1 protein-coding gene (running past one end of the window) is annotated in these 25,951 nt (G+C 70.8%); it reads left to right on the top strand.

Annotated elements, in window-relative coordinates; genetic code table 11:
• Window positions 1–25,951, top strand: the 5' portion of a protein-coding gene (locus tag D7Y15_RS04495) for a non-ribosomal peptide synthetase (protein WP_158629006.1). 5,549 nt of this gene lie beyond the right edge of the window; 25,951 of the gene's 31,500 nt are visible here — the first part of the coding sequence; it begins with the start codon at window positions 1–3; the stop codon falls past the right edge of the window.

Raw genomic sequence — 25,951 nt, forward strand, 5'->3', positions numbered from 1 at the left:
TTGCCGCGTTCCCCTGAGCTGACGCCCTCGCATTCCACTCTCGTCGAAATCTTGCGGAGCCGGGCTGAATCACGGCCCGATCAGCCGCTGTACACGTTCCTGGACGACGCGGGGCAGGAAGACGGATCGCTGAGCTACGCGGGGCTGGATGCGCGGGCGCGGCGGATCGCGGTGGCGCTGCGGAAGGTGGCGAAGCCGGGCGAGCGCGTGATGCTGCTGTACCCGCCCGGGCTGGAGTACGTGGCGGGGTTCTTCGGGTGCCTCTACGCGGGGCTCATCGCGGTGCCGGCGTATCCGCCGGATCCGATGCGGCTGGAGCGGACGCTGCCGCGCCTGCGCGCGATCATCCAGGACGCGAACGCGACGGTGGTGCTCACCACGTCCGGCATCCTGTCCATGACGGAGTTCGTCTTCGAGCAGGCGCCGGACCTGCGCTCGCTGCACTGGGTGGGGACGGACGAGATTCCGGCCGGTGGGGAATTGGAGTGGACGCCGCCGGCGGTGGACGCGTCGACGCTGGCGTTCCTCCAGTACACGTCGGGATCCACGGGCTCGCCCAAGGGCGTGATGCTGAGCCACGGCAACCTGGCTCACAACCTGGCGCTGATCACCGACGCGTTCGAGTTGGGCCCCAGCAGCTCGGCCGTCATCTGGCTGCCGCCGTACCACGACATGGGGCTCATCGGCGGCATCCTCACGCCGCTGTACGCGACGTTCCACGCGGCGCTGATGTCGCCGATGACGATGCTCAAGAACCCGCGCGTGTGGCTGGAGGCCATCACCCGCTACAAGGCCACCATCAGCGGCGGGCCGAACTTCGCGTTCGACCTGTGCATCCGGCGCATCCCGGCGGAGGAGCGTCAGTCGTTGGACCTGAGCTCGTGGCGGGTGGCGTTCACCGGCGCGGAGCCCATCCGTCCGGCGACGCTGGATCGCTTCGAGCAGGCCTTCGGGCCGCACGGCTTCAAGCGTGAGTTCTTCTTCCCGTGCTACGGCCTGGCGGAGGCGACGCTGCTGGTGTCGGGCGGGCGCGTGGAGGCGCCGCCGGTGCGCTGCGCGCTGGATGCTCCGGCGTTGGAGCAGCGCCGGGCGGTGCTGGTGGACGCGGCGAAGCCGGAGGCGCGCGTCCTGGTGGGCTGCGGCGATGAGCGGCCGGGACACCCCGTGGCCATCGTGGATCCCCAGACGCGCGAGGCGTGCGCGCCCGGCGGCGTGGGTGAAATCTGGGTGCGCGGCCCCAGCGTGGCGCTGGGCTACTGGAACAAGCCGGAGGCGACGGCGGAGGCGTTCCACGCGCGAGTGAAGGGCACGGACGAAGGCCCGTTCCTGCGCACCGGCGACCTGGGCTTCATGCGGGACGGCGAGCTGTACGTCACCGGCCGTGCCAAGGACCTGATCATCATCCGGGGCCGCAACCACTACCCGCAGGACATCGAGCAGACGGTGGAGGAGAGCCACCCCGCGCTGCGCGCTGGCAGCGTCGCGGCGGTGTCGCTGGAGGTGGCGGGCGAGGAGCGCCTGGTGGTGGTGCAGGAGATCGACCTGCGCAAGGCGGGCAACCTGCGCAAGCAGGTGGACATGGCGGAGGCGGCGGTGAAGGAGATCCGCCAGCGCGTCGCCGAGCGGCACGAGGTGCAGGTGCACGCCGTGGCGCTGATCGAGCCCGGCAGCATCCCGAAGACCTCCAGCGGGAAGATCCAGCGGCACGCGAGCAAGGCGCAGTTCCTCGCGGACGAGCTGCGCACGGTGCTGGTGTGGCGCGAGCCGGGGTTCGAGGAGGCGGAGGAGTCGGATGCCGCCGAGGCCTCGGAGCCCGCCGCGGCGCCGGTGCGCGAGGATGTGCCGGAGGCCGCGCGGGGCACGCTGACGTGGCTGGTGGAGCGCGTGGCGGAGCAGCTGAAGATGCCAGCGAAGACGGTGGATGTGCGTGAGCCCATCACGCGCTACGGCCTGGATTCGCTGAGCGCGGTGGAGCTGGCGCACGCGGTGGAGAAGGGGCTGGGGATCGCGCTGCCCATGGAGCTGCTGCTCCAGGGTCCGAGCCTGGTGGATCTGGCGAAGCGCATCACGGCGTCGAAGCAGGAGCCGAAGGCGGCGGTGCTCGCGCCCCGGCCGCGTGGCGCCACGCAGCCGCTGTCGTTCGCGCAGCAGCGCCTGTGGTTCCTGGACCGGCTGGAGCAGGGCAGCGCGCTCTACAGCATCCCGGGCGCGGTGCGGCTGGACGGCGCGCTGGACGCGGAGGCGATGCGCCGGGGCCTGGAGGAGATCGTCCGCCGGCACGAGTCGCTGCGCACGACGTTCCGCGAGGAGAACGGCGAGGCGGTGCAGATCATCCACCCGGCGAAGCCGTTCGAGCTGCCGGTGGTGGACCTGACGGGCTTCCCGGAGGCGTCGCGCGAGGCGGAGGCGCGGCGGTGCGTGGATGAAGAGGCCGTGCGCTCGTTCGACCTGGGCACGGGTCCGCTGGTGCGCGCGCGGTTGCTCAAGCTGGGTGAAGCGAAGCACGTGTTGCTGGTGACGATGCACCACATCGTCTCCGACGGCTGGTCCATGGGCGTGCTCGTGCGTGAGGTCGCCGCGCTCTACGACGCGTTCCGTGGCGGGCGGGGTTCTCCGCTGCCGGCGCTGAAGGTGCAGTACGCGGACTTCGCGCAGTGGCAGCGCGAGTGGCTGCTGGGCGGCGTGTTGGAGAAGCAGGTCGGCTACTGGAAGCAGCGGCTGTCCGGAGCGCCCGCCGTGCTGGAGTTGCCCACGGACTTCGCACGTCCGGCGGCGCAGACGTACCGCGGCGCGACGGTGCCGGTGAAGCTGGGAGCGGAGCTGAGCAAGGCGCTGGGCGCGCTGGCGAAGAAGGAAGGCGTCACGCCGTACATGCTGCTGCTGACGGCGTTCCAGGTGCTGCTGGGGCGCTACTCGGGGCAGGACGACATCTCGGTGGGTTCGCCCATCACGGGCCGCACGCGTGCGGAGACGGAGGGCCTCATCGGCTTCTTCGTCAACACGCTGGTGCTGCGCACGAAGCTGGAGGGCAATCCGTCCTTCCGCGCACTGCTGGCCCAGGTGAAGCAGACGACGCTGGGTGCGTACGCGCACCAGGACGTGCCGTTCGAGAAGCTGGTGGAGGAACTCCAGCCGCAGCGCAGCCTCAGCCACGCGCCGCTGTTCCAGGTGATGTTCGTGTTGCAGCAGGACGTGCTGCCGCACTTCCGTCTGCCGGGCGTGGAGCTGTCGCCGTACGACGTGGAGTCGAAGACGGCGAAGTTCGACCTGACGCTCTACCTGACGGAGACGGCGGGCGGGCTGGACGGGACGCTTGAGTACAACACGGACCTGTTCGCTGCGGCGACGGCGCGGCGGATGATGGAGCACCTGCGGGTGCTGCTGGAGTCGCTGCTCACGGATCCGGGCGCGAAGCTGTCCGACCTGTCGCTGATGGGAGCGCAGGAGAAGCAGACGCTGCTGAGGGACGTGTCGGGGACGGACCTGTCGGTCCCGGTGCGCGGGACGATGCAGGCCCTGTTCGAGGCGCAGGTCGCGCGCACGCCGGATGCGCCCGCGGTCCACTTCGATGGTGAGGTGCTGACGTACGCGCAGCTGGATGCGCAGGCGAATCAGCTGGCGCACCACCTGCGTGGCATGGGCGTGGGCCCGGACATGCTGGTGGGCGTGAGCCTGGAGCGCTCCGCACGGATGGTGGTGGCTCTGCTGGGCGTGCTGAAGGCGGGCGGCGCGTACGTGCCGCTGGATCCGGCGTACCCGCAGGATCGTCTGGGCTGGATGCTGGAGGACGCGCAGGCGACGGTGCTGCTGACGCAGCAGAAGCTGCTGGGCGTGCTGCCTGAGCACTCCGCGAAGGCCGTCTGCGTGGACACGGATTGGGCCGTGATCGCGCGGCAGCCGACCACGCCTGTCGCGACGAGCACGGGCGTGGGGAACCTGGCGTACGTGCTGTACACGTCGGGCTCCACGGGCCGTCCGAAGGGCGTGGCCATCGAGCAGCGCAGCGTGGTGGCCTTCCTGCACTGGGCGACGGCGGCTTTCACTTCGCAGCAGCTGGCGGGTGTGCTGGCGGCGACGTCGCTGAACTTCGACCTGTCGGTGTTCGAAGTCTTCGCGCCGTTGATCTGCGGTGGTGCCGCCATCGTCGCGGAGAACGCGCTGGCGTTGCCGACGCTGAAGGACGCGGGCCGCGTGACGCTGGTGAACACGGTGCCCTCCGCGATGGCGGAGTTGCTGCGCAGCCAGGGCGTGCCGGAGTCGGTGCGCACGGTGAACCTCGCGGGCGAGCCGCTGCTGAACCGGCTGGCGCAGCCGCTGTACGGACTGAAGAACGTCGAGGGCGTCTACAACCTCTACGGCCCGACGGAAGACACGACGTATTCGACGTACTCGCGGGTGGAGAAGGGTGCCGCGCGTGAGCCGACGATTGGCCGTCCGCTGACGGGCTCGCGGGCGTACGTGCTGGACGCGTGGCTGCGTCCAGTGCCGCAGGGCGTGCCGGGCGAGCTGTACATCGCGGGCGCGGGCCTCGCGCGCGGCTACCTGGCGAAGCCTTCGCTGACGGCGGAGCGTTTCGTGCCGAACCCGTTCAGCACCGACGCGGGCGCGCGGATGTACCGCACGGGCGACCGGGTGCGTTGGCTGGCAACGGGCGAGCTGGAGTACATGGGCCGCATCGACTTCCAGGTGAAGGTGCGTGGCTTCCGCATCGAACTGGGCGAGGTGGAGTCGGCGCTCGCGTCGCAGCCCGGCGTGCGTGAGTCGGTGGTGGTGGTGCGTGAGGACGTGCCGGGCGACAAGCGCCTTGTGGCGTACGTGGCGGGCGCGTCTCTGGACGTGGCGGAGCTGCGCAAGGGACTGAAGTCGCGGCTGCCGGAGTACATGGTGCCGTCGGCGTTCGTGGTGATGAACGCGCTGCCGCTGACGCCCAACGGGAAGGTGGACCGCAAGGCGCTGCCGGTGCCGGAGGCCCAGTCGCGGAGCCAGTACGTGGCGCCGCGCACGGCGACGGAGGAGCAGGTGGCCACGCTCTTCGCGCAGTTGCTGCGCGTGGAGCGCGTGGGCGCGGAGGATTCGTTCTTCGAGCTGGGCGGACACTCGCTGCTGGCGATGCAGCTGTCCTCCCGGCTGCGCACGGCCTTGGGCGTCGAGGTCCCGCTGCGTTCGCTCTTCGAGCTGAACTCGGTGGCCTCGCTCGCGTCGTTCGTCGACGGGAAGAAGCAGCAGGCGGAGGCCGGGAACCTGCCGCCGCTGAAGCGGGTGTCGCGAGAGGGCGTGCTGCCGCTGTCGTTCGCGCAGCAGCGCCTGTGGTTCCTGGACCGGTTGGAGCAGGGGAGCGCGCTCTACAACGTGCCGGGCGCGGTGCGTCTGGATGGCGCGCTGGACGTTGAAGCCCTGCGGCTGACGCTCCAGGAGATCGTCGCGCGGCACGAGTCGCTGCGCACGACGTTCCGTGAGGACAACGGTCAGGCGGTGCAGATCATCCACGCGGCGGGCCGGATGGACCTGCCCGTGGTGGACCTGTCGGTCGCGGGTGAGGCAGAGATTCAGCGCCGGGTGAACGAAGAGGCCGTGCGTCCGTTCGATCTGGGCACGGGTCCGCTCTTCCGGGCTCAGTTGCTGAAGCTGGGCGAAGCGAAGCACGTGCTGCTGGTGTCGATGCACCACATCGTCTCCGACGGCTGGTCGCTGGGCGTCCTCGTGCGCGAGATGGCCGCGCTCTACGAGGCGCACTCGCAGGGCCGCGCCATGCCGCTGCCGGAGCTGGCGGTGCAGTACGCGGACTTCGCGCAGTGGCAGCGGGAGTGGCTGCTGGGTGGAGCGCTGGAGAAGCAGGTCGGCTACTGGAAGCAGCAGCTGGCCGGGGCTCCGGCGATGTTGGAGTTGCAGACGGACTTCGCGCGTCCGGCGGTGCAGACGTACCGCGGCGCGACGGTGCCGGTGAAGCTGGGCGCGGACTTGAGCCGCTCGCTGAATGCGCTGGCGAAGCAGGAAGGCGTCACGCCGTACCAGTTGCTGCTGGCGGCATTCCAGGTGCTGTTGGCGCGGTACACGGGCCAGGACGACATCTCGGTGGGCTCGCCCATCGCGGGCCGCACGCAGGCGGAGACGGAGGGCCTCATCGGCTTCTTCGTCAACACGCTGGTGTTGCGCACGAAGCTTTCAGGCAACCCGAGCTTCCAGCAGCTCCTGAAGCAGGTGCGCGAGACGACGCTGGGCGCGTACGCGCACCAGGACGTGCCGTTCGAGAAGCTGGTGGAAGAACTCCAGCCGCAGCGCAGCCTGAGCCACGCACCGCTGTTCCAGGTGATGTTCGCGTTGCAGCAGGACGTGCTGCCGCACCTGAAGCTGTCGGGCATGGAGCTGTCGCCGTACGAAGTGGAGTCGAAGACGGCGAAGTTCGACCTGACGCTCTTCCTCACGGAGACCGCGGGCGGACTGGAAGGGACGCTCGAGTACAACTCGGACCTGTTCACGGCGGCGACGGCGCGGCGGATGACGGAGCACCTGCGGGTGCTGCTGGAGTCCGTGGCGGTGCGGCCCATGGCGAAGGTGTTCGACCTGTCGCTGATGGGCGCGCAGGAGAAGCAGTCGCTGCTGCTGGACGTGTCGGGGACGGACCTGCCGGCTCCGGTGACCGGGACGATGCAGGCGCTCTTCGAGGCGCAGGTTGCCCGCACGCCGGATGCGGCGGCCGTCTACTTCGATGGCGAGGTGCTGACGTACGCGCAGCTGGAGGCGCAGTCGAACCAGCTGGCGCATCACCTGCGTGGCATGGGCGTGGGCCCGGACATGCTGGTGGGCGTGAGCCTGGAGCGCTCCGCACGGATGGTGGTGGCGCTGCTGGGCGTGCTGAAGGCAGGCGGCGCCTACGTGCCGTTGGATCCGGCGTACCCGCAGGATCGCCTGGGCTGGATGTTGGAGGACGCGCAGGCGACGGTGGTGCTGACGCAGCAGAAGTTGCTGGGCGTGCTCCCTGCGCACTCGGCGCGCAACGTGTTCCTGGATACCGATTGGGAGAACATCTCCAAGAACCCTGCTTCGCGCGTCGATGCGCGCACGGGCGTGAGGAATCTGGCGTACGTGCTGTACACGTCGGGTTCGACGGGCCGTCCGAAGGGCGTGGCCATCGAGCAGCGCAGCGTGGTGGCCTTCCTGCACTGGGCGACGACGTTCTTCACGCCGCAACAGCTGTCGGGCATGTTGGCGTCGACGTCGCTGAACTTCGACATCTCAGTGTTTGAAGTCTTCGCGCCGCTGAGCATCGGTGGTTCCGTCATCGTCGCGGAGAACGCGCTGGCGCTCCCGACGATGAAGGACGCGAGCCGGGTGACGCTGGTGAACACCGTGCCCTCCGCGATGGCGGAGTTGCTGCGCAGCCAAGGCGTTCCGGAGACGGTGCGCACGGTGAACCTCGCCGGTGAGCCGTTGCTGAACCGGCTGGCGCAGGCGGTGTACGGGCTGAAGAACGTGGAGGCCGTCTACAACTTCTACGGCCCGACGGAAGACACGACGTATTCGACGTACTTGCGAGTGGAGAAAGGCGCGGCGCGGGAGCCGACCGTTGGCCGTCTCCTGACGGGCTCGCGGGGGTACGTGCTGGATGCGTGGCTGCGTCCGGTACCGCAGGGCGTGCCGGGCGAGTTGTACATCGCTGGTGCGGGCCTCTCGCGAGGCTACCTGGCGAAGCCTGCTCTGACGGCGGAGAGGTACATCCCCAATCCCTTCAGCCAGGAGCCCGGCGCGCGGATGTACCGCACGGGCGACCGCATCCGCTGGTTGCCGAATGGCGAGCTGGAGTACCTGGGCCGCATCGACTTCCAGGTGAAGGTGCGTGGCTTCCGCATCGAACTGGGCGAAGTGGAGTCGGTGCTGTCCACGCAGCCCGGCGTGCGCGAGTCCGTGGTGATGGTGCGCGAGGACGTGCCGGGCGACAGGCGCCTGGTGGCGTACGTGGCGGGTGCGTCTCTGGACGTGGCGGAGCTGCGCAAGGGTCTGAAGGCGCGGCTGCCGGAGTACATGGTGCCGTCGGCGTTCGTGGTGTTGAGCGCACTGCCTCTGAATCCGAACGGGAAGGTGGACCGCAAGTCGCTGCCGGTTCCGGAGGCCCAGGTGGCGCAGGGTCAGTACGTGGCTCCGCGCACTGCGACGGAAGAGCAGGTCGCGACGATCTTCGCGCAGCTGCTGCGCGTGGAGCGCGTGGGCGCGGAGGACTCGTTCTTCGAGCTGGGCGGACACTCGCTGCTGGCGATGCAGCTGGTCTCCCGGCTGCGCACGGCCTTCGGCGCCGAGGTCCCGCTGCGTTCGCTCTTCGAGCTGAGCACGGTGGCTTCGCTCGCGGCGTTCGTGGATACGGCCGTGTCAGGCCGTGATGCGTCCAAGGCCCCGGCGATCACGCCTCGGCCCCGGAGCGCCACGGAGTCGCTGTCGTTCGCGCAGCAGCGTCTGTGGTTCCTGGACCAGTTGGAGCAGGGCAGCGCCTTCTACAACGTGGCGGGCGGTGTGAAGCTGGAGGGCGCGCTGCATGTGGAAGCCATGCGGCGGGCCCTGGAAGAGATCGTCCGCCGGCATGAGTCGCTGCGCACGACCTTCCGCGATGAGAACGGTCAGGCGGTGCAGGTCATCCACCCGGCGAAGGTCTTCGAGCTGCCGGTGGTGGATGTCTCCGGTGCACAGGACACGGAAGCGCGGCGGCTGGCGGAGGAAGAAGCCGCGCGCCCGTTCGATCTGGGCACGGGTCCGCTCTTCCGCGCGAAGCTGCTGAAGCTGGGAGAAGCGAAGCACGTGCTGCTGGTGACGATGCACCACATCGTCTCCGACGGCTGGTCCATGGGCGTGCTCGTGCGTGAGGTCGCCGCGCTCTACGAGGCCCAGGTCCTCAACCAGAAGTCGCCGCTGCCGGAGCTGGCGGTGCAGTACGCGGACTTCGCGCAATGGCAGCGGGAGTGGCTGCTGGGCGGGGTGCTGGAGAAGCAGGTCGGCTACTGGAAGCAGCAGCTGTCCGGAGCGCCGGCGGTGCTGGAGCTGCCCACGGACTTCGCGCGTCCCGCGGTGCAGACGTACCGCGGCGCGACGGTGCCGGTGAAGCTGGGCGTGGACCTGAGCCGCTCGCTGAACGCGCTGGCGAAGCAGGAAGGCGTCACGCCGTACCAGCTGCTCCTGGCGGCGTTCCAGGTGCTGCTGTCTCGCTACAGCGGGCAGGACGACATCTCGGTGGGCTCGCCCATCGCGGGCCGCACGCAGGCGGAGACGGAGGGCCTCATCGGCTTCTTCGTCAACACGCTGGTGCTGCGCACGAAGCTGGCGGGCAACCCGAGCTTCCAGCAGGTGCTGAAGCAGGTGCGTGAGACGACGCTGGGCGCGTACGCGCACCAGGACGTGCCGTTCGAGAAGCTGGTGGAAGAACTCCAGCCGCAGCGCAGCCTGAGCCACGCGCCGCTGTTCCAGGTGATGTTCGCGTTGCAGCAGGACGTGCTGCCGCACCTGAAGTTGTCGGGCGTGGAGCTGTCGCCGTACGAAGTTGACGCGAAGTCCGCGAAGTTCGACCTGACGCTGTCGCTGACGGAGACGGCGGGCGGGCTGGAAGGAACGCTGGAGTACAACACGGACCTGTTCGCGGCGGCGACGGCGCGGCGGATGACGGAGCACCTGCGGGTGCTGCTGGAGTCCGTGGCGGTGCGGCCCATGGCGAAGCTGTCCCAGCTCGCGCTGATGGGTGAGCAGGAGCGTCACCAGGTGCTGGTGGCGTGGAACGACACTCGCGGCGACGTCACGGGTGACGTGACGTTCCCGGTGCTCTTCGAGGCCCAGGTGCGTCGCGCGCCGGACTCGCAGGCGCTGGTGTTCGAGGATGCCTCGCTGACGTACGCGCAGCTGGACGCGCGGGCGAACCAGCTGGCGCACCACCTGCGCACGCTGGGCGTCGGGCCCGAGGTGCGCGTGGCGCTCTGCGTGGAGCGTTCGCTGGAGCTGGCGGTGGCGATGCTCGGCATCCAGAAGGCCGGTGGCGCCTTCGTGCCGTTGGATCCGTCCTACCCGCGTGAGCGCCTGTCCTTCATGCTGGAGGACAGCGGCGCGCCCGTGCTGGTGACGCAGGAATCGCTGAGCCAGCAGCTGCCCTCCGACGGCCTGCGCGTCGTGCGCATGGACGTGGAGGCGACGCACCTCCGGACGCTGCCGGAGACCGCTCCGGCCTCCAGCGCCAACGCCGACACCCTGGCGTACGTCATCTACACGTCCGGCTCCACGGGCCGCCCCAAGGGCACGCTCCTGCCGCACCGGGGCCTCAACAACACCGCCCGGCAGGCCGCCGCGGCGAAGGGCCTGGGTACGGGCCGCCGCGCGTTGCAGTACGCGGCGTCCAGCTTCGACGCCAGCGTGTGGGAGGTGTTCAGCACGCTCGTGTCCGGGGCCACGCTGGTGCTCGCGCCTCGCGACCGCCTGCTGCCGGATGAGCCGCTGCGCACGCTGCTGAAGTCGCAGCGCATCACCACCGTGACGCTGACGCCGTCGGTGCTCGCGCAGTTGAGCACGGACGGACTGGACGGGCTGTCCACCATCGTCTCCGCCGGTGAGGCGCTGAGCGTGGAGATGGCTCGCAAGTGGGGGCAGGGGAGGACGCTGATCAACGCGTACGGCCCCACCGAGACCACGGTCTGCGCGACCCTTACGCACGGCGGTGTCCGGGCGGAGCGCCTGACCATCGGCAAGCCGCTGGCGAACGTGCAGGTGTACGTGCTGGATGCCCTGCACCATCCGGTGCCCGTGGGTGTCGCGGGCGAGCTGTACGTCGCGGGTGAAGGCCTGGCGCGCGGCTACCAGGGCCGGCCGGACATGACGGCGGAGAGGTTCGTCCCCAACCCGTTCAGCCAGGAGCCCGGCGCGCGGCTGTACCGCACCGGCGACCGCGTGCGCTGGCTGGCCGAGGGCGAGCTCGAATACCTGGGCCGCATCGACCACCAGGTGAAGGTGCGTGGCTTCCGCATCGAACTGGGTGAAATCGAGGCCGTGCTGCTGCGCCACTCGGACGTGCGTGAGGCGGCGGTCGTGGTGCGCGAGGACGTCCCGGGCGACAAGCGGCTCGTCGGCTACGTCGTTCCGCAGCCGGAGCGGACGGTGGACGCGGCCTCGCTGCGCAAGCACCTGAAGGACGGCGTGCCGGAGTACATGGTGCCGTCGGCGTTCGTGGTGCTGGACGCACTGCCGATGACGCCCGCTGGCAAGGTGGACCGCAAGGCCCTGCCCGCCCCCACGGGTGCGCTCACGCGTCCGGATGCCTACGTGGCCCCGCGCACGTCGACGGAAACGCGCGTGGCGGCCCTCTTCGCGCGCGTGCTCACCGTGGAACGCGTGGGCGCGGAGGATTCGTTCTTCGAACTGGGCGGCCACTCACTGATGGCCACGCAGTTGGTGTCGCGTCTGCGCGGCGAGTTCCAGGTGGAGCTGCCCCTGCGCGCGCTCTTCGAGTCTCCGGCGGTGGCCGCCCTGGCCGCCCGCGTGGACGAGGCCACCGGCGCCGAGCGGAAGTTCAAGACGCCGCCGCTCAAGCCCGCGTCGCGTGAGGGCTCGCTGCCGCTGTCGTTCGATCAGGAGCGCCTCTGGCTCTTCGAGCAGCTCACGCCGGGCACGCCCATCTACAACGTGCCCAGCGCGGCGCGTTTGACTGGCGACCTGGACGTCGACGTGCTCCGCCGCGGCCTGGAGGAGATCGTCCGGCGCCACGATGCGCTGCGCACCGTCTTCCATCAGGACGCGTCCGGCGCGCCCGTGCAGGTCATCCTGCCGGCGAAGCCGTTCGTGCTGCCCGTGGTGGACCTGTCCTCGCTGCCCGCCGACCAGGCGGAGGCCGAGGCCCGGAAGCACCTGAACGCGGAGGCCGCCCGGCCGTTCGACCTGGTTCAGGGCCCGCTCCTGCGCGCCCAGCTCCTGAAGCTGAGCGCGCGCGAGCACGTGCTGTGCCTCGCCATGCACCACATCGTGGTGGATGGCTGGGCCGTGGGCGTGTTCATGAACGAGCTCCAGGCGCTCTACACCTCGTTCTCGCGCGGAGAGCCCTCGCCGCTGCCCGCGCTGCCCGTGCAGTACGCGGACTACACCCTCTGGCACCGCCAGTGGCTGAGCGGCGACGTGCTGGAGCAGCAGATCTCCTGGTGGAAGAAGCAGCTCGCCGGAGCGCCCCGCATCGCGCTGCGCACGGACGCGCCGCGTCCCGCGGGCGACCGCTTCCACGGTGACAGCCGCCGCTTCCACCTGTCCCCGGACCTCACGTCCCGCATCGAAGCGCTGGGGCGAGGGGAGGGCGCTACGCTGTTCATGGTGCTGCTCGCCGCGTTCGACGCGCTCCTGCACCGCCGCACCGGCCAGGACGACATCGTCGTGGGCACGGACATCGCGAACCGCGCCCGCGAGGAGCTGGAGTCCCTGGTCGGCTTCTTCACCAACCAGCTTGTCCTGCGCACGCAGGTGTCGGGCGACCTGTCCTTCCGCTCGCTGCTGGACCGCGTGCGCAAGGGGACCCTGGACGCCTACGAGCACCAGGACCTGCCCTTCGGCACGCTGGTGCAGGCGCTCAAGCCGCCGCGCGAGCCGGGTGGCCAGCTCTTCAACGTGAAGTTCGTGCTGGAGAACGCGCCGCTGCCGCCGCTCCAGCTCCCCGGCCTGGAGCTGAGCCTCCTGGACGCGGAGACGAACGGGACCGCGAAGTGGGACCTGCTCGTCGTCGTGTTCCCGTGGCAGGGCGGGCTCACCGTCACGGTGGAGCACAACACGGACGTGCTCGATCGCGCGTCGGTGGAGCGCCTGTTCGCCCACTTCGAGTCGCTGCTGCGCGCCGTCGTGGACGACCCCGAGCTCCGCATCGGCACGCTGCCGCTGCTCACGCCGGATGAGCGCAACACGCTCGCCGCGTGGAACGACCGCCCGCGGACGTACCCGCACGGCCAGCCCGTGTCGCGCGTCTTCGAGGCGCAGGCCGCCCGCACCCCGGACGCGGTCGCCGTCAGCTTCGAGGGCGGGACGCTCACCGCCGGCCAGCTCAACGCGCGCGCCAACCAGCTCGCGCACCACCTGCGCGCCCTGGGCGTCAGGCCCGGCAAGCGCGTGGGTGTGTCCCTGGAGCGTTCGCTGGACCTCGTCGTGGCGGTGCTGGGCATCGCCAAGGCGGGCGGCGCGTACGTGCCGCTCGACCCCAGCTTCCCCACCGAACGCCTCTCGATGCTCATCGAGGACGCGGGCCTGTCCGCGCTCGTCAGCGTCTCCGCGATCGCGGACGAGCTGCCCGCGCAGTGGCTCCAGGTGATCTGCCTGGATGACGACGCTGCCGCGCTCGCGAAGCGTTCGGACGCCAACCTCGACACCGCGCCGAGCGGCGAGGACGAGCTGTACGTCCTCTACACCTCCGGCTCCACGGGTCGCCCCAAGGGCGTGTCCGTGCCCCACCGCGCCGTGGTGCGCCTGGTGTGCGGTCCGGAGTGGGTGAGCCTGTCGTCGAAGGACGTGTTCCTCCAGCTGGCGCCGCTCGCGTTCGACGCGTCCACCTTCGAGCTGTGGGGCGCGATGCTCAACGGCGCGAAGCTCGCCGTGTTCCCGCCGCGCGCGCCCACCCTCGACGAACTGGGGGAGGTCATCAACCGCGAGGGCGTGAGCACCCTGTGGCTCACCGCCGGTCTGTTCCACCAGATGGTGGATGGCAACCTGGACGGCCTGCGTCCCGTGCGCCAGCTGCTGGCGGGTGGTGACGTGCTGTCCCCCGCGCACGTGCTGCGCGTGATGGAGCAGCTGCCCGGCTGCCGCGTCATCAACGGCTACGGCCCCACGGAGAACACGACGTTCACCGCGTGCTACCCGGTGGAGAACGCGGGCGCGCTGGGCATCTCCGTGCCCATCGGCCGTCCCATCAACGGCACGCGCGTGCATGTCCTCAACGCGTCCCTGCAGCCCGTGCCCCTGGGCGCCCCTGGCGAGTTGTTCGCGGGCGGCGACGGCCTGGCGCACGGCTACCTGAACCAGCCGGAGCTGACGGCGGAGAAGTTCATTCCGGATCCGTTCAGCACCGTGCCGGGCGCGCGGCTGTACCGCACCGGGGACCAGGTCCGCTTCCGCGCGGACGGCGCCCTGGAGTTCCTGGGCCGCATCGACCAGCAGGTGAAGGTGCGCGGCTTCCGCATCGAGCCGGGCGAGATTGAAACGGCGCTGCGCGGACACGCGTCCGTGCTCGACGTCACCGTCGCCGTGCAGGAGGTCGCGGGCGAGAAGGCCCTGGTGGCCTACGTCGTCACGGAAGAGGGCGCGGAGCCGCTGGGCGTGGACACGATGCGTGCGTTCCTGCACGACAAGCTGCCCGCGTACATGGTGCCCACGGCGCTGATGGCGCTGGACGCGCTGCCGCTCACGCCCAACGGCAAGGTGGACCGCCGCGCGCTGCCCGTGCCCGGCAGCGAGCGTCCTCAGATGTCCACCGCGTACGCCGCGCCTCGCACCATGGAGGAGACCGCGCTGTGCGAGGTCTGGGCGGAGGTGCTGGGCGTGGAGCGCGTCGGTATCGACGACAGCTTCTACGACCTGGGCGGTGACTCCATCCGCAGCATCCAGCTCATCGCGAAGCTTCGCGAGCGCGGGTTGGATCTGCCCATGGTGGAGCTGCTGCGTCAGCCCACCATCCGCGCGCTGGGGAACCTGGTGCACGCGGCCCCGTCGAAGGCCGCGGCGCAGGCCGTCCCTGGCTCGGAGCCCTTCAGCCTGCTGTCCGAAGCGGACCGCGCGCGCCTCCCCGCGGATGTGGAGGATGCGTATCCGGTGGCCGTGCTCCAGGCCGGCATGCTCTTCCAGAGCGAGCTGGACCAGGCGTCCGGCATGTACCACGACGCCACCAGCTACCACCTGGAGATGGCGCTCGATGAGGCGAAGATGCGCCAGTTGCTGGCCGAGCTGGCTCGCCGCCACGCCATCCTGCGCACGTCGTTCGACCTCACCGGTTACGAGCAGCCGTTGCAGTTCGTGCACCGCGAGGCCCAGGTGCCGCTGGAGCTCCACGACGTGCGCCACGTGCCCGCCGCGGAGCAGGACGCGCTGTTGCGCAGGCTCGTGGAAGCGGACCGCTGCCGTCCGTTCGACTGGAACCGCGCGCCGCTGCTGCGCTTCGCGATCTACCGGCGCACGGAGAAGACGCTCCAGTTCTCGCTCATCTTCCACCACGCCATCCTGGATGGTTGGAGCCTCGCGACGCTGTTGTCGGAGCTGTTCCGCGGCTACGTGAACCTGCTGCGCGGCACGCCGGCCCCGGAGGCGGCGCCGCTGGCCGTCACCTACCGTCAGTTCGTCGCGCTGGAGCACCAGTCGCTCACCTCCGGCGAGGGCGAGCAGTTCTGGAAGTCGCGCCTCGCGGAAGTGGACCGTCCTGCTCCTCGCGCGCCGCTGCCCGCGGGCCAGGAGCCGGTGCTGAGCATGCGGCAGGTGGACGTGCCCGCCGCGCTCCAGGAAGGACTGCAGCGCGTGGCACAGGCGGTCAACGTGCCGCTGAAGACCGTGCTGCTGGCGGCGCACCTGCGCGTGCGCGCGCTGATGGAGGGACAGCGCTCGGTGGTGACGGGCGTGGTCTCCAACGGCCGTCCGGAGACGGCCGACAGTGAGCGCATGGTGGGCCTGTTCCTCAACAGCATCCCGTTCCCGGTGACGCTGGCGGACGGCTCGTGGCTGGACCTGGTGCGCCAGGTCTCGAAGGCGGACGGCGACATCTGGCCGCACCGCCGCTACCCCATGGGCCGGTTGCAGCAGCAGCTGGGTGGCCAGCGGCTGTTCGAGACCATCTTCAACTTCGTCCACTTCCACGTGGCCGGAGGCCTGTCGCAGCTCGAAGGCGTGCGCCTGCTGGAGGAGACGCCGTCCACCGCGTGGATGGAGCTTCCGCTGAGCACGCTGTTCCTCCAGCGCCCGGACACCGGCGCGCTGATGCTCGTGCTGCGCACCAACGGCACGCAGCGCGACGCGGACCAGACGGAGGCGCTGGCGGGCTACTACTTCCGCGCCCTCGAAGCGATGGCCGCCAACCCACACGCGCGTCACGAGCACGCGCGGCTGCTGCCGGATGCGGAGCGCCAGAAGCTGCTGGTGGATTGGAACGCCACGGGCGCGCAGCCCGCGGGTGACACCTTCGTCCATGAGCGCTTCTCCGTCCACGCGGCCCGCACGCCGGACGCCGTGGCGGTGGTCTGCGACGACGGCCAGCTCACCTACGGGGAGCTGAATCGCAGGGCCAACCAGCTCGCGCACTGGCTGCGCGCGCGCGGCGTGGGCCCGGATGCTCGCGTGGGCCTGCTCACCGAGCGCACCCCGGACGCCATCGTCGGCATGATGGGCATCCTCAAGGCCGGTGGCGCGTACGTGCCGCTGGATCCGTCGCACCCGCCGGAGCGCCTGCGCACGGTGCTGGAGGACGCGGCGGCTTCGCTCGTGGTCACCCAGGCCTCGCTCGCCGAGCACGTGGCGGACGCCTCCAGGGGACACGTGTGCCTGGACTCCGACGCCGGGCTGCTCTCTCGCGAGCGTGAGGACGACCCGAAGCGGTTGGGTGACGCGAGCTCCCTGGCCTACGTCATCTTCACGTCCGGCTCCACGGGCCGGCCCAAGGGCGTGGCCATCGAGCACCGTCAGCTCAACCACTACGTAGAGGGCGTGACGGTCCGGCTGGAGCTGCCCCCGGCGGCGAGCTTCGCGTCGGTGTCCACGCTGGCCGCGGACCTGGGCCACACCGCCGTCTTCCCGACGCTGAGCGGCGGCGGCACGCTGCACCTCATCTCGCGCGACCGCGCCTCCGACCCGGCCGCGCTGGGCGACTACTTCGAGCGCCACGCGGTGGACTGCTTGAAGATCGTCCCCTCGCACCTGACGGCGCTCCTGTCGTCGCCGTCGCCCGAGCGCGTCCTGCCTCGCAAGCGGCTGGTGCTGGGCGGTGAAGCGTCTGATCCGGCGCTCGTTGCGCGCGTGCACGCACTCGTGCCCGGGCTCGAAGTCTTCAACCACTACGGTCCCACCGAGACCACGGTCGGCGTGCTGACGTGGAAGGTGGAGCGGGGCACTGCGCTTGCCGCCACGGCCTCCGTGCCGCTGGGCCGTCCGCTGCCCAACGCGCGGATGTACGTGCTGGACGCGGCGCTGCAGCCCGTCCCCGTGGGCGTGCCCGGCGAGCTGTTCATCGGCGGCGCGGGCGTGGCCCGGGGCTACCTGGGACAGCCGGGCCTCACGATGGAGCGCTTCCTGGCGGATCCGTTCCACCCGGAGCCGGGCGCGCGCGTGTACCGCACGGGCGACCGCGTGCGCTACCTGCCGGACGGCGCGCTGGAGTTCCTGGGCCGCGTCGACTTCCAGGTGAAGGTGCGCGGCTTCCGCATCGAACTGCCGGAGATTGAAGCCGCGATGAGCGGCCTGCCCGGCGTGGCGGAAGTCGTCGTGCTGGCGCGTGAGGATGTGCCGGGAGACAAGCGCCTGGTGGCCTACGTCGTCGCGGTGCCCGGCCACACGCTGGAGGCCGGGGCGTTGCGCCAGGGCCTGAAGTCGCGGCTGCCGGACTACATGGTGCCGTCCGCCTTCGTCATGCTGGGCGCGCTGCCGCTCACGTCCAACGGCAAGGTGGACCGCCGCGCGCTGCCCGCGCCGGAGCAGGAGTCCGAAGCCGGCCGCGCCCACGTGGCCCCGCGCACTCCCACCGAGGAGCTCATCGCGGGCCTGTGGTCCAAGCTGCTGGGCGTGGAGCGCGTGGGGGCGAAGGACGACTTCTTCGCGCTCGGCGGCCACTCGCTGCTGGCGACGCAGATGATCTCCCGCATCCGGAGCGCGTTCCGCGTGGAGCTGCCCCTGCGCGCGCTCTTCGAGGCGACCACGGTGGAGACGCTCTCCGCTCGCGTGGATGAGGCGGTCCGCCAGGGCTTCGGCCTGGAGGCACCGGCCATCCTGCCGCTGTCTCGCGAGAACACGCTGCCGCTGTCGTTCGCGCAGCAGCGCCTGTGGTTCCTGGATCAGCTGGAGCCGGACAGCGCGTTCTACAACATCGCCGCGCCGGTGATGCTGGACGGCGCGCTGGAAGTGGCCCCGCTGGAGCAGGCCTTCACGGAGCTGGTGCGCCGGCATGAAGTGCTGCGCACCACCTTCCGCGCGGAGGGTGGCAACCCGGTGCAGGTCGTCCACCCGGCGGCCGCCATGCCGCTGCCGCTCGTGGACCTCACGCACCTGCCGGAGGCGGAGCGCGAGGCGAAGGCGCAGCGTCTGGCGGACGAGGACGCGGGCAAGCCCTTCAACCTGGCCACGGGCCCGCTGATGCGCGCCACGCTGGTGCGCATCTCGGACGTGCGCCACATGCTGCTGCTCACGGTGCACCACATCGTGTCCGACGGCTGGTCGCGCGGCGTGCTGGTGCGTGAAGTCGCCGCGCTCTACGAGGCCTTCCGTCAGGGCAAGCCGTCGCCGTTGCCGGAGCTGCCGGTGCAGTACGCGGACTACTCGGGCTGGCAGCGTGGCTGGCTCCAGGGCGACGTGCTGAAGAAGCAGGTCGGTTACTGGAAGCAGCAGCTGACCGGCGCGCCCTCCGCACTGGAATTGCCCACGGACTTCCCGCGCCCGGCGGTGCAGACGTACCGCGGTGAGACGCTGCCCTTCACGCTGCCGCGCGAGCTGTCGGATGCCCTGCGCGCCCTGGCGCTGAAGGAAGGCGTCACGCCGTACATGCTGCTGCTCACCGCGTGGCAGGTGCTGCTGGCGCGCCACGCGGGCCAGGACGACGTCACGGTGGGCTCGCCCGTGGCCGGCCGTGGCCGCATGGAGACCGAAGGCCTCATCGGCTTCTTCATCAACACGCTCGTGCTGCGCACGCGGCTGGAAGGGGACCCCTCTTTCCGCCAGGTGCTCGCGCGGGTGCGGGAGTCGGTGCTGGGCGCGCACGCGCACCAGGAAGTGCCGTTCGAGAAGCTGGTGGAAGAGCTGCAGCCGGTGCGCGACACCAGCCGCTCGCCGCTCTTCCAGGTGTGGTTCGTGCTGCACCAGGAGCTGGCGGCGAAGCTGTCCGTGCCGGGCCTCACGCTGAGCGCCTACGAGGCGGAAGCGCGCACCGCGAAGTTCGACCTGGCCCTGTCCATGCTGGACGCGGCGGACGGCTTCGTGGGCCGCCTGGAGTACAACTCCGACCTGTTCGCCCGTGCGACCGCGGAGCGGATGATGGCGCGCCTGCACGTGTTGCTGACGGGCATCGTGACGAAGCCCGAGGCGCCAGTGGGTGAGCTGCCCCTGCTGTCCGCCGAGGAGCGGCACCAGGTGCTGGTGGGCTGGAACAGCATCCGCGCGGAGTTGCCGGGCGAGGCGACCATCCACTCGCTCATCGAAGCGCACGCGGAGGCCACGCCGGACGCGGTGGCCCTCGTGTACGAGGACCAGTCGCTCACGTACGCGGAGCTGGACGTGAAGGCGAACCAGCTGGCGCACCACCTGCGCCGCCGGTACGTCGGACGCGAGGTGCGCGTGGCGCTCTGCCTGGAGCGCTCGCTGGAGCTCGTGGTGGGCATGCTCGGCATCCTCAAGGCCGGCGGCGCCTTCATCCCGTTGGATCCGTCGTACCCGGTGGAGCGGCTCGACTACATGCTGTCGGACTCTGGCGCGCCGGTGCTGGTGACGCAGGAGTCGCTGATGGACTCGCTGCCCACCGACGGCCGCCTGACCATCCAGCTGGACATGGACGTGGACGCCATCGAGCGGATGCCGGAAGAGGCGCCGCGCACGGGCGTGTCCGCCCACAACCTGGCGTACGTCATCTACACGTCCGGCTCCACGGGCCGTCCCAAGGGCACGCTGCTCCAGCACCAGGGCCTGGTGAACACGGCCCTGCGCGCCGCCGCGGCGAAGCGGGTGGGGCCGGGCAGCCGCGTGTTGCAGTACGCGGCGTCCAGCTTCGATGCCAGCGTCTGGGAGATCTTCAGCACCCTGGCCGCGGGCGCCACGCTGGTGCTCGCGCCGCGCGACCGGCTGATGCCGGACGAGCCGCTGCGCACGCTGCTGAAGGAGCAGGGCATCACCACCGCCACGCTGACCCCGTCGGTGCTCGCGCAGCTGAGCACGGAAGGGCTGGAGGGTCTGCGCAGCGTGGTGTCCGCCGGTGAAGCGCTGAGCGTGGAGCTGGCGCGCAAGTGGGGCGCGGGGCGCCTCATGATCAACGCCTACGGCCCCACGGAGGCCACGGTCTGCGCGACGCTGACCGAAGGCGGCGTGAACCCGGAGCGGATCACCATCGGAAAGCCGTGGGCGAACGCGCAGGTGTACGTGCTGGACGCGGCACAGCGTCCAGTGCCGGTGGGCGTGGGCGGTGAGCTGTACATCGGCGGCGTGGCGCTGGCGCGCGGCTACCAGGGCCGGCCGGACCTGACGGCGGAGAAGTTCGTGCCGCATCCGTTCAGCACGGACGCGGGCGCGCGGCTGTACCGCACGGGTGACCGCGTGCGCTGGCTGGCGACGGGCGAGCTGGAGTACCTGGGCCGCATCGACTTCCAGGTGAAGGTGCGTGGCTTCCGCATCGAGCTGGGCGAAGTCGAGTCCGTGCTGCTGCACCACACGGACATCCGTGAGGCGGCGGTGGTGGTGCGCGAGGACGTGCCGGGTGACAAGCGCCTGGTGGCCTACGTCGTCGCGCAGGAGGACACGGAGCTGGACGTGGCGGAGCTGCGGCGTCACCTGAAGGGCGAGGTGCCGGAGTACATGGTGCCGTCCGCCTTCGTGGTGCTGGAGTCGCTGCCGATGACGCCTGCGGGCAAGGTGGACCGCAAGGCGCTGCCCGCGCCGTCCGACGCCCGCACGGAGCGCAGCGAGGCGGAGTTCGCCGCGCCGCGCACGCCGACGGAGGAGATGCTCGCCACGGTCTGGACGGAGATCCTGGACGTGAAGCGGGTAGGGGTGCGCGACAACTTCTTCGACCTGGGCGGGCACTCGCTGCTGGCCACGCAGGTCGCTTCGCGCATCCGCGAGGCGTTCGGCGTGGAGCTGCCGTTGCGCGCGCTCTTCGAGGCGCCCACCATCGCGGACCTGGCCCAGCGCGTGGATCAGTCCGTGCGTTCGGAGCAGGGACTCCAGGCTCCGCCCATCGTGCCGCTGTCGCGCGAGGGCTCGCTGCCGCTGGGTCTTGCCCAGCAGCGGTTGTGGTTCCTGGACCAGATGGAGCCGGACAGCGCGTTCTACAACATCGTGCTGCCCGTCCGTCTGGAGGGTGAGCTGGACGTGGGGGTGCTGGAGCGGACCTTCACGGAGCTGGTGCGCCGCCACGAATCGCTGCGCACCACGTTCCACGCGGAAGGCGATCAGCCCGTGCAGCGCATCCACGCGCCCACGCCTGCGTCGCTCAACGTCGTGGACCTGAGCAGCCTGCCGGACGCGGAGCGCGAGGCCGAGGCGAAGCGTCTGGCCGACGCGGAGACCAACCGCGGCTTCAAGCTGGCCACGGGGCCGCTCATGCGCGCCCTCATCCTGCGCATGTCGCAGACGGAGCACGTGCTGCTCCTGTCGCTGCACCACATCATCACGGACGGCTGGTCCATGAGCCTGCTCGTCCGGGAGATCGCCGCGCTCTACGCGGCCTTCCGCGAGGACAAGCCGTCGCCGCTGCCGGAGCTGCCGGTGCAGTACGCGGACTACGCGGGCTGGCAGCGCGACTGGCTGCGCAGCGACGTGATGGGCAAGCACGTGGAGTACTGGCGGCAGCAGCTGTCCGGCGCGCCCTCCGCGCTGGAGCTGCCCACGGACTTCCCGCGCCCGGCGGTGATGACGTACTCGGGCGGCGGCGTGGCGGTGAAGGTGCCGCATCCGTTGTCGCAGCGGATCAAGGCGCTGTGCCGCGAGAAGGGCGTGACGCCGTTCATGTTCCTGCTGGCGGCGTGGCAGGTGCTCCTGGCGCGCCACGCGGGCCAGGACGACATCAGCGTGGGTTCTCCGGCCGCGGGCCGCGGGCACTCGTCGACGGAGGGCATCATCGGCTTCTTCGTCAACACGCTGGTGCTGCGCGCGAAGCTGGAGGGCAACCCGTCCTTCCGCGACGTGCTGACCCAGGTGCGTGACACGGTGCTGTCCGCGCACGTCCACCAGGAGGTCCCGTTCGAGAAGCTGGTGGAGGAACTGCACCCGGTGCGCGACACCAGCCGCTCGCCGCTCTTCCAGGCCATGTTCGTGCTCCAGGCGGAGGATCTGTCCGGTCAGGTGTCCGTGGCCGGCCTCACGCTGAAGACGTTCGAGGCCGAAGCGCGCACGGCGAAGTTCGACATGTCCCTGTCGCTGGCGGACGCGTCCGAGGGCTTCCTGGGCCGGCTCGCGTACAACTCCGACCTGTACTCCCGCGCCACCGCCGAACGGCTGGTGCAGCACCTGGTGATGATGCTGGAAGGCATCGCCACGGACATGGACCAGCGCGTGATGGCGCTGCCCCTGATGACGGAGGACGAGGCGCGGCAGGCGCTGGTGGTGTGGAACGACACCCGCGTGGAGTTCCCGCGCGAGGCGTGCATCCAGTCGTTCATCCAGGCGCATGCCCGCGCCACGCCGGACGCCGTGGCGCTCGTCTACGAGGACACGTCGCTCACGTTCGCGCAGCTGGACGCGAAGGCGAACCAGCTGGCGCACCACCTGCGCACCCTGGGCGTCGCGCCGGAAGTGCGCGTGGCGCTCTGCCTGGACCGCTCGCTGGATCTGGTGGTCGGCATGCTGGGCGTGCTCAAGGCCGGCGGCGCGTTCGTACCGCTCGACCCGGCGTACCCCATCGACCGGCTCGACTACATGCTGGAGGACAGCGGCGCCACGGTGCTCGTGACGCGCGGCGAGCCCATGCCGGGCCTGCACGCGGAAGACCGTGTCGGGCTGCACCTGGATGACGTGCGGGACGTGCTCCAGGCACTGCCCACCACGGCGCCGTCCGTGAACATGACCTCCGCCAACCTGGCGTACGTCATCTACACGTCCGGCTCCACGGGCCGTCCCAAGGGCACGCTGCTCCAGCACCAGGGCCTGGTGAACACCGCCATCCAGGCGGGCCGCGCGCACCGCTACGCGCCGGGCAGCCGCGTGCTGCAGTACGCGGCGTCCAGCTTCGACGCCAGCGTGTGCGAGGTGTTCGGCACGCTCGTCGCCGGGGCCACGCTGGTGCTCGCGCCGCGCGACCGGCTGCTGCCGGATGAGCCGCTGCGCACGCTGCTCCAGCAGCAGCACATCACCGCTGTCACCCTGACGCCGTCGGTGCTCGCGCAGCTGGGCACGGAAGGGCTGGAGGGCCTGCGCACCGTCATCTCCGCCGGCGAGGCGCTGAGCGTGGAGCTGGCGCGCAAGTGGGGCGAAGGGCGCTTGATGATCAACGCCTACGGCCCCACGGAGGCCACGGTCTGCGCGACGCTGACCGAGAACGGCGCGAACCCGGAGCGGCTCACCATCGGCAAGCCGTGGGCGAACGTGCAGGTGTACGTGCTGGATGACGCGCTCCGGCCCCAGCCGACGGGCGTCCCGGGCGAGCTGTACGTGGCGGGCGCGGGCCTGGCGCGTGGCTACCAGGGCCGGCCGGACCTGACGGCGGAGCGGTTCATCCCGAACCCGTTCAGCCAGGAGCCGGGTGCCCGGCTGTACCGCACGGGTGACCGCGTGCGGTGGACGTCCCTGGCCGAGCTCGAGTACCTGGGCCGCATCGACTCCCAGGTGAAGGTGCGCGGCTTCCGCATCGAGCTGGGGGAGGTCGAGTCCGTGCTGCTGCACCACGCGGAGGTGCGTGAGGCGGCGGTGGTGGTGCGCGAGGACGCGCCGGGCGACAAGCGCCTGGTGGCGTACGTCGTGCCCCAGGCCGCGGGCACGCTGGACGCGGTGGAGCTGCGCCGCCACCTGAAGACCGAGGTGCCGGAGTACATGGTGCCTTCGGCCTTCGTGGTGCTGGAAGCGCTGCCGCTGACGCCCGCCGGCAAGATTGACCGCAAGGCCCTGCCCGCGCCGACGGGCGAGGTGTCGCGCACGCGCACCTTCGTGGCCCCGCGCACGCCGACGGAGGAGTTGCTCGCGGCCCTCTTCGCGCAGCTGTTGGGCGTGGAGCGCATGGGCGTGGAGGACCACTTCTTCGAGATGGGTGGCCACTCGCTCATGGCCACGCGGCTGGCGTCGCGCATCCGCGAGGCCTTCGACGTGGAGCTGCCGCTGCGGACGCTCTTCGAGGCGCCCACGGTGTCGGACCTGGCCCGGCGCGTGGACGCGCTCGTGGCGCAGGGCAGGGGCGTGAGGGCGCCGCCGCTCGTGCCGCTGCCGCGCGCGGAGCGGATGCCGCTGTCGTTCGCCCAGCAGCGGTTGTGGTTCCTCAACCAGCTGGAGCCGGACAGCGCCTTCTACAACCTCCCGCTGCCGGTGCGGCTGGAGGGCACGCTGGACGTGTCCGCGCTGGAGCGCGCCTTCACGGAGCTGGTGCGCCGCCACGAATCGCTGCGCACCACGTTCCCCATGCGCGACGGCCAGCCCGCGCAGGTCGTCCACCCGGCCGCGACGCTGCCGATTCAGGTGGTGGACCTGTCCGGTCAGCCCGAGGACGTCCGCGAGGCCGAGGCCCAGCGTCGGGCCAACGAAGAGGCGCAGCGTCCGTTCCACCTGGCGAACGGTCCGTTGCTGCGCGTGAAGCTGCTCAAGCTGGAGGCCCAGCGGCACGTGCTGCTCGCGACGATGCACCACATCGTCTCCGACGGCTGGTCCATGGGTGTGCTGGTGCGGGAGATGGCGGCCCTCTACGAGGCCTTCGCCTCCGGTCGCGCGCCGTCCCTGCCGGAGTTGCCGGTGCAGTACGCGGACTACGCGGGCTGGCAGCGCGGCTGGTTGCAGGGTGACGTGCTGGCCCAGCAGATGGCGTACTGGAAGCAGCAGCTGACTGGCGCGCCCTCCGCGCTGGAGCTGCCCACGGACCGCCCGCGTCCGGCGGTGCAGACGTACCGGGGCGCCAGCGTGAACCTGCGCGTGGGCAAGCCGGTGACGAACACGCTGAAGGCCCTGGCGCTGAAGGAAGGCGCCACGCCCTTCATGGTGCTGCTGGCCGCATGGCAGGTGCTGCTCGCGCGCTACTCCGGACAGGATGACATCAGCGTGGGCACGCCCATCGCGGGCCGTGGCCGCACGGAGACGGAAGGCCTCATCGGCTTCTTCGTCAACACGCTGGTGCTGCGCACGAAGCTGGAGGGAACCCCGTCCTTCCGCGCGCTGCTGGCCCAGGTGAAGGAGACGACGCTGGGCGCGTACGCGCACCAGGAAGTGCCCTTCGAGAAGCTGGTGGAGGAGCTGGCGCCCACGCGCGACACCAGCCGCACGCCGCTGTTCCAGGTGCTGCTGTCGTTCCAGAACGCGCCGGTGCCGGAGCTGGAGGTCAAGGGCCTCACGCTGCGCGCCGTCCCGCTGGAGCACCGCACCGCGCAGTTCGATCTGAACATGACCCTGTCGGAGGTGGACGGAGAGCTGCGCGGAGCCATGGAGTACAACTCCGACCTGTTCGACGCCGGCACCGCCGAGCGGATGCTGGAGCACCTCCGCGTCCTGCTGGAGGGCGTGGCGTCCCAGCCGGACGTGCCCGTGCAGCGCCTGCCGCTGCTCACGGATGGCGAGCGGACGCAGTTGCTGACGACGTGGAACGACACGCGGGCCGACTTCCCGCGCGACGCCTGCATCCACCAGCGCTTCGAGGAGCAGGTGGCGCGCACCCCGGACGCCATCGCCGCGACCTTCGAGGGTGAGCAGCTCACGTACCGGCAGCTGGACGCGAAGGCCAACCAGCTGGCGCACCACCTGCGCCGGCTGGGCGTGGGGCCCGAGGTGAAGGTCGCCCTGTGCCTGGAGCGCTCGCTGGAGATGGTCATCGCCGTGATGGGCGTGCTCAAGGCCGGCGGCGCCTACGTGCCGCTCGACCCGAAGTACCCGCTGGATCGCCTGTCCTTCA

This window comes from Corallococcus sp. AB030 (assembly GCF_003668965.1).
Classification (GTDB): domain Bacteria; phylum Myxococcota; class Myxococcia; order Myxococcales; family Myxococcaceae; genus Corallococcus; species Corallococcus exiguus.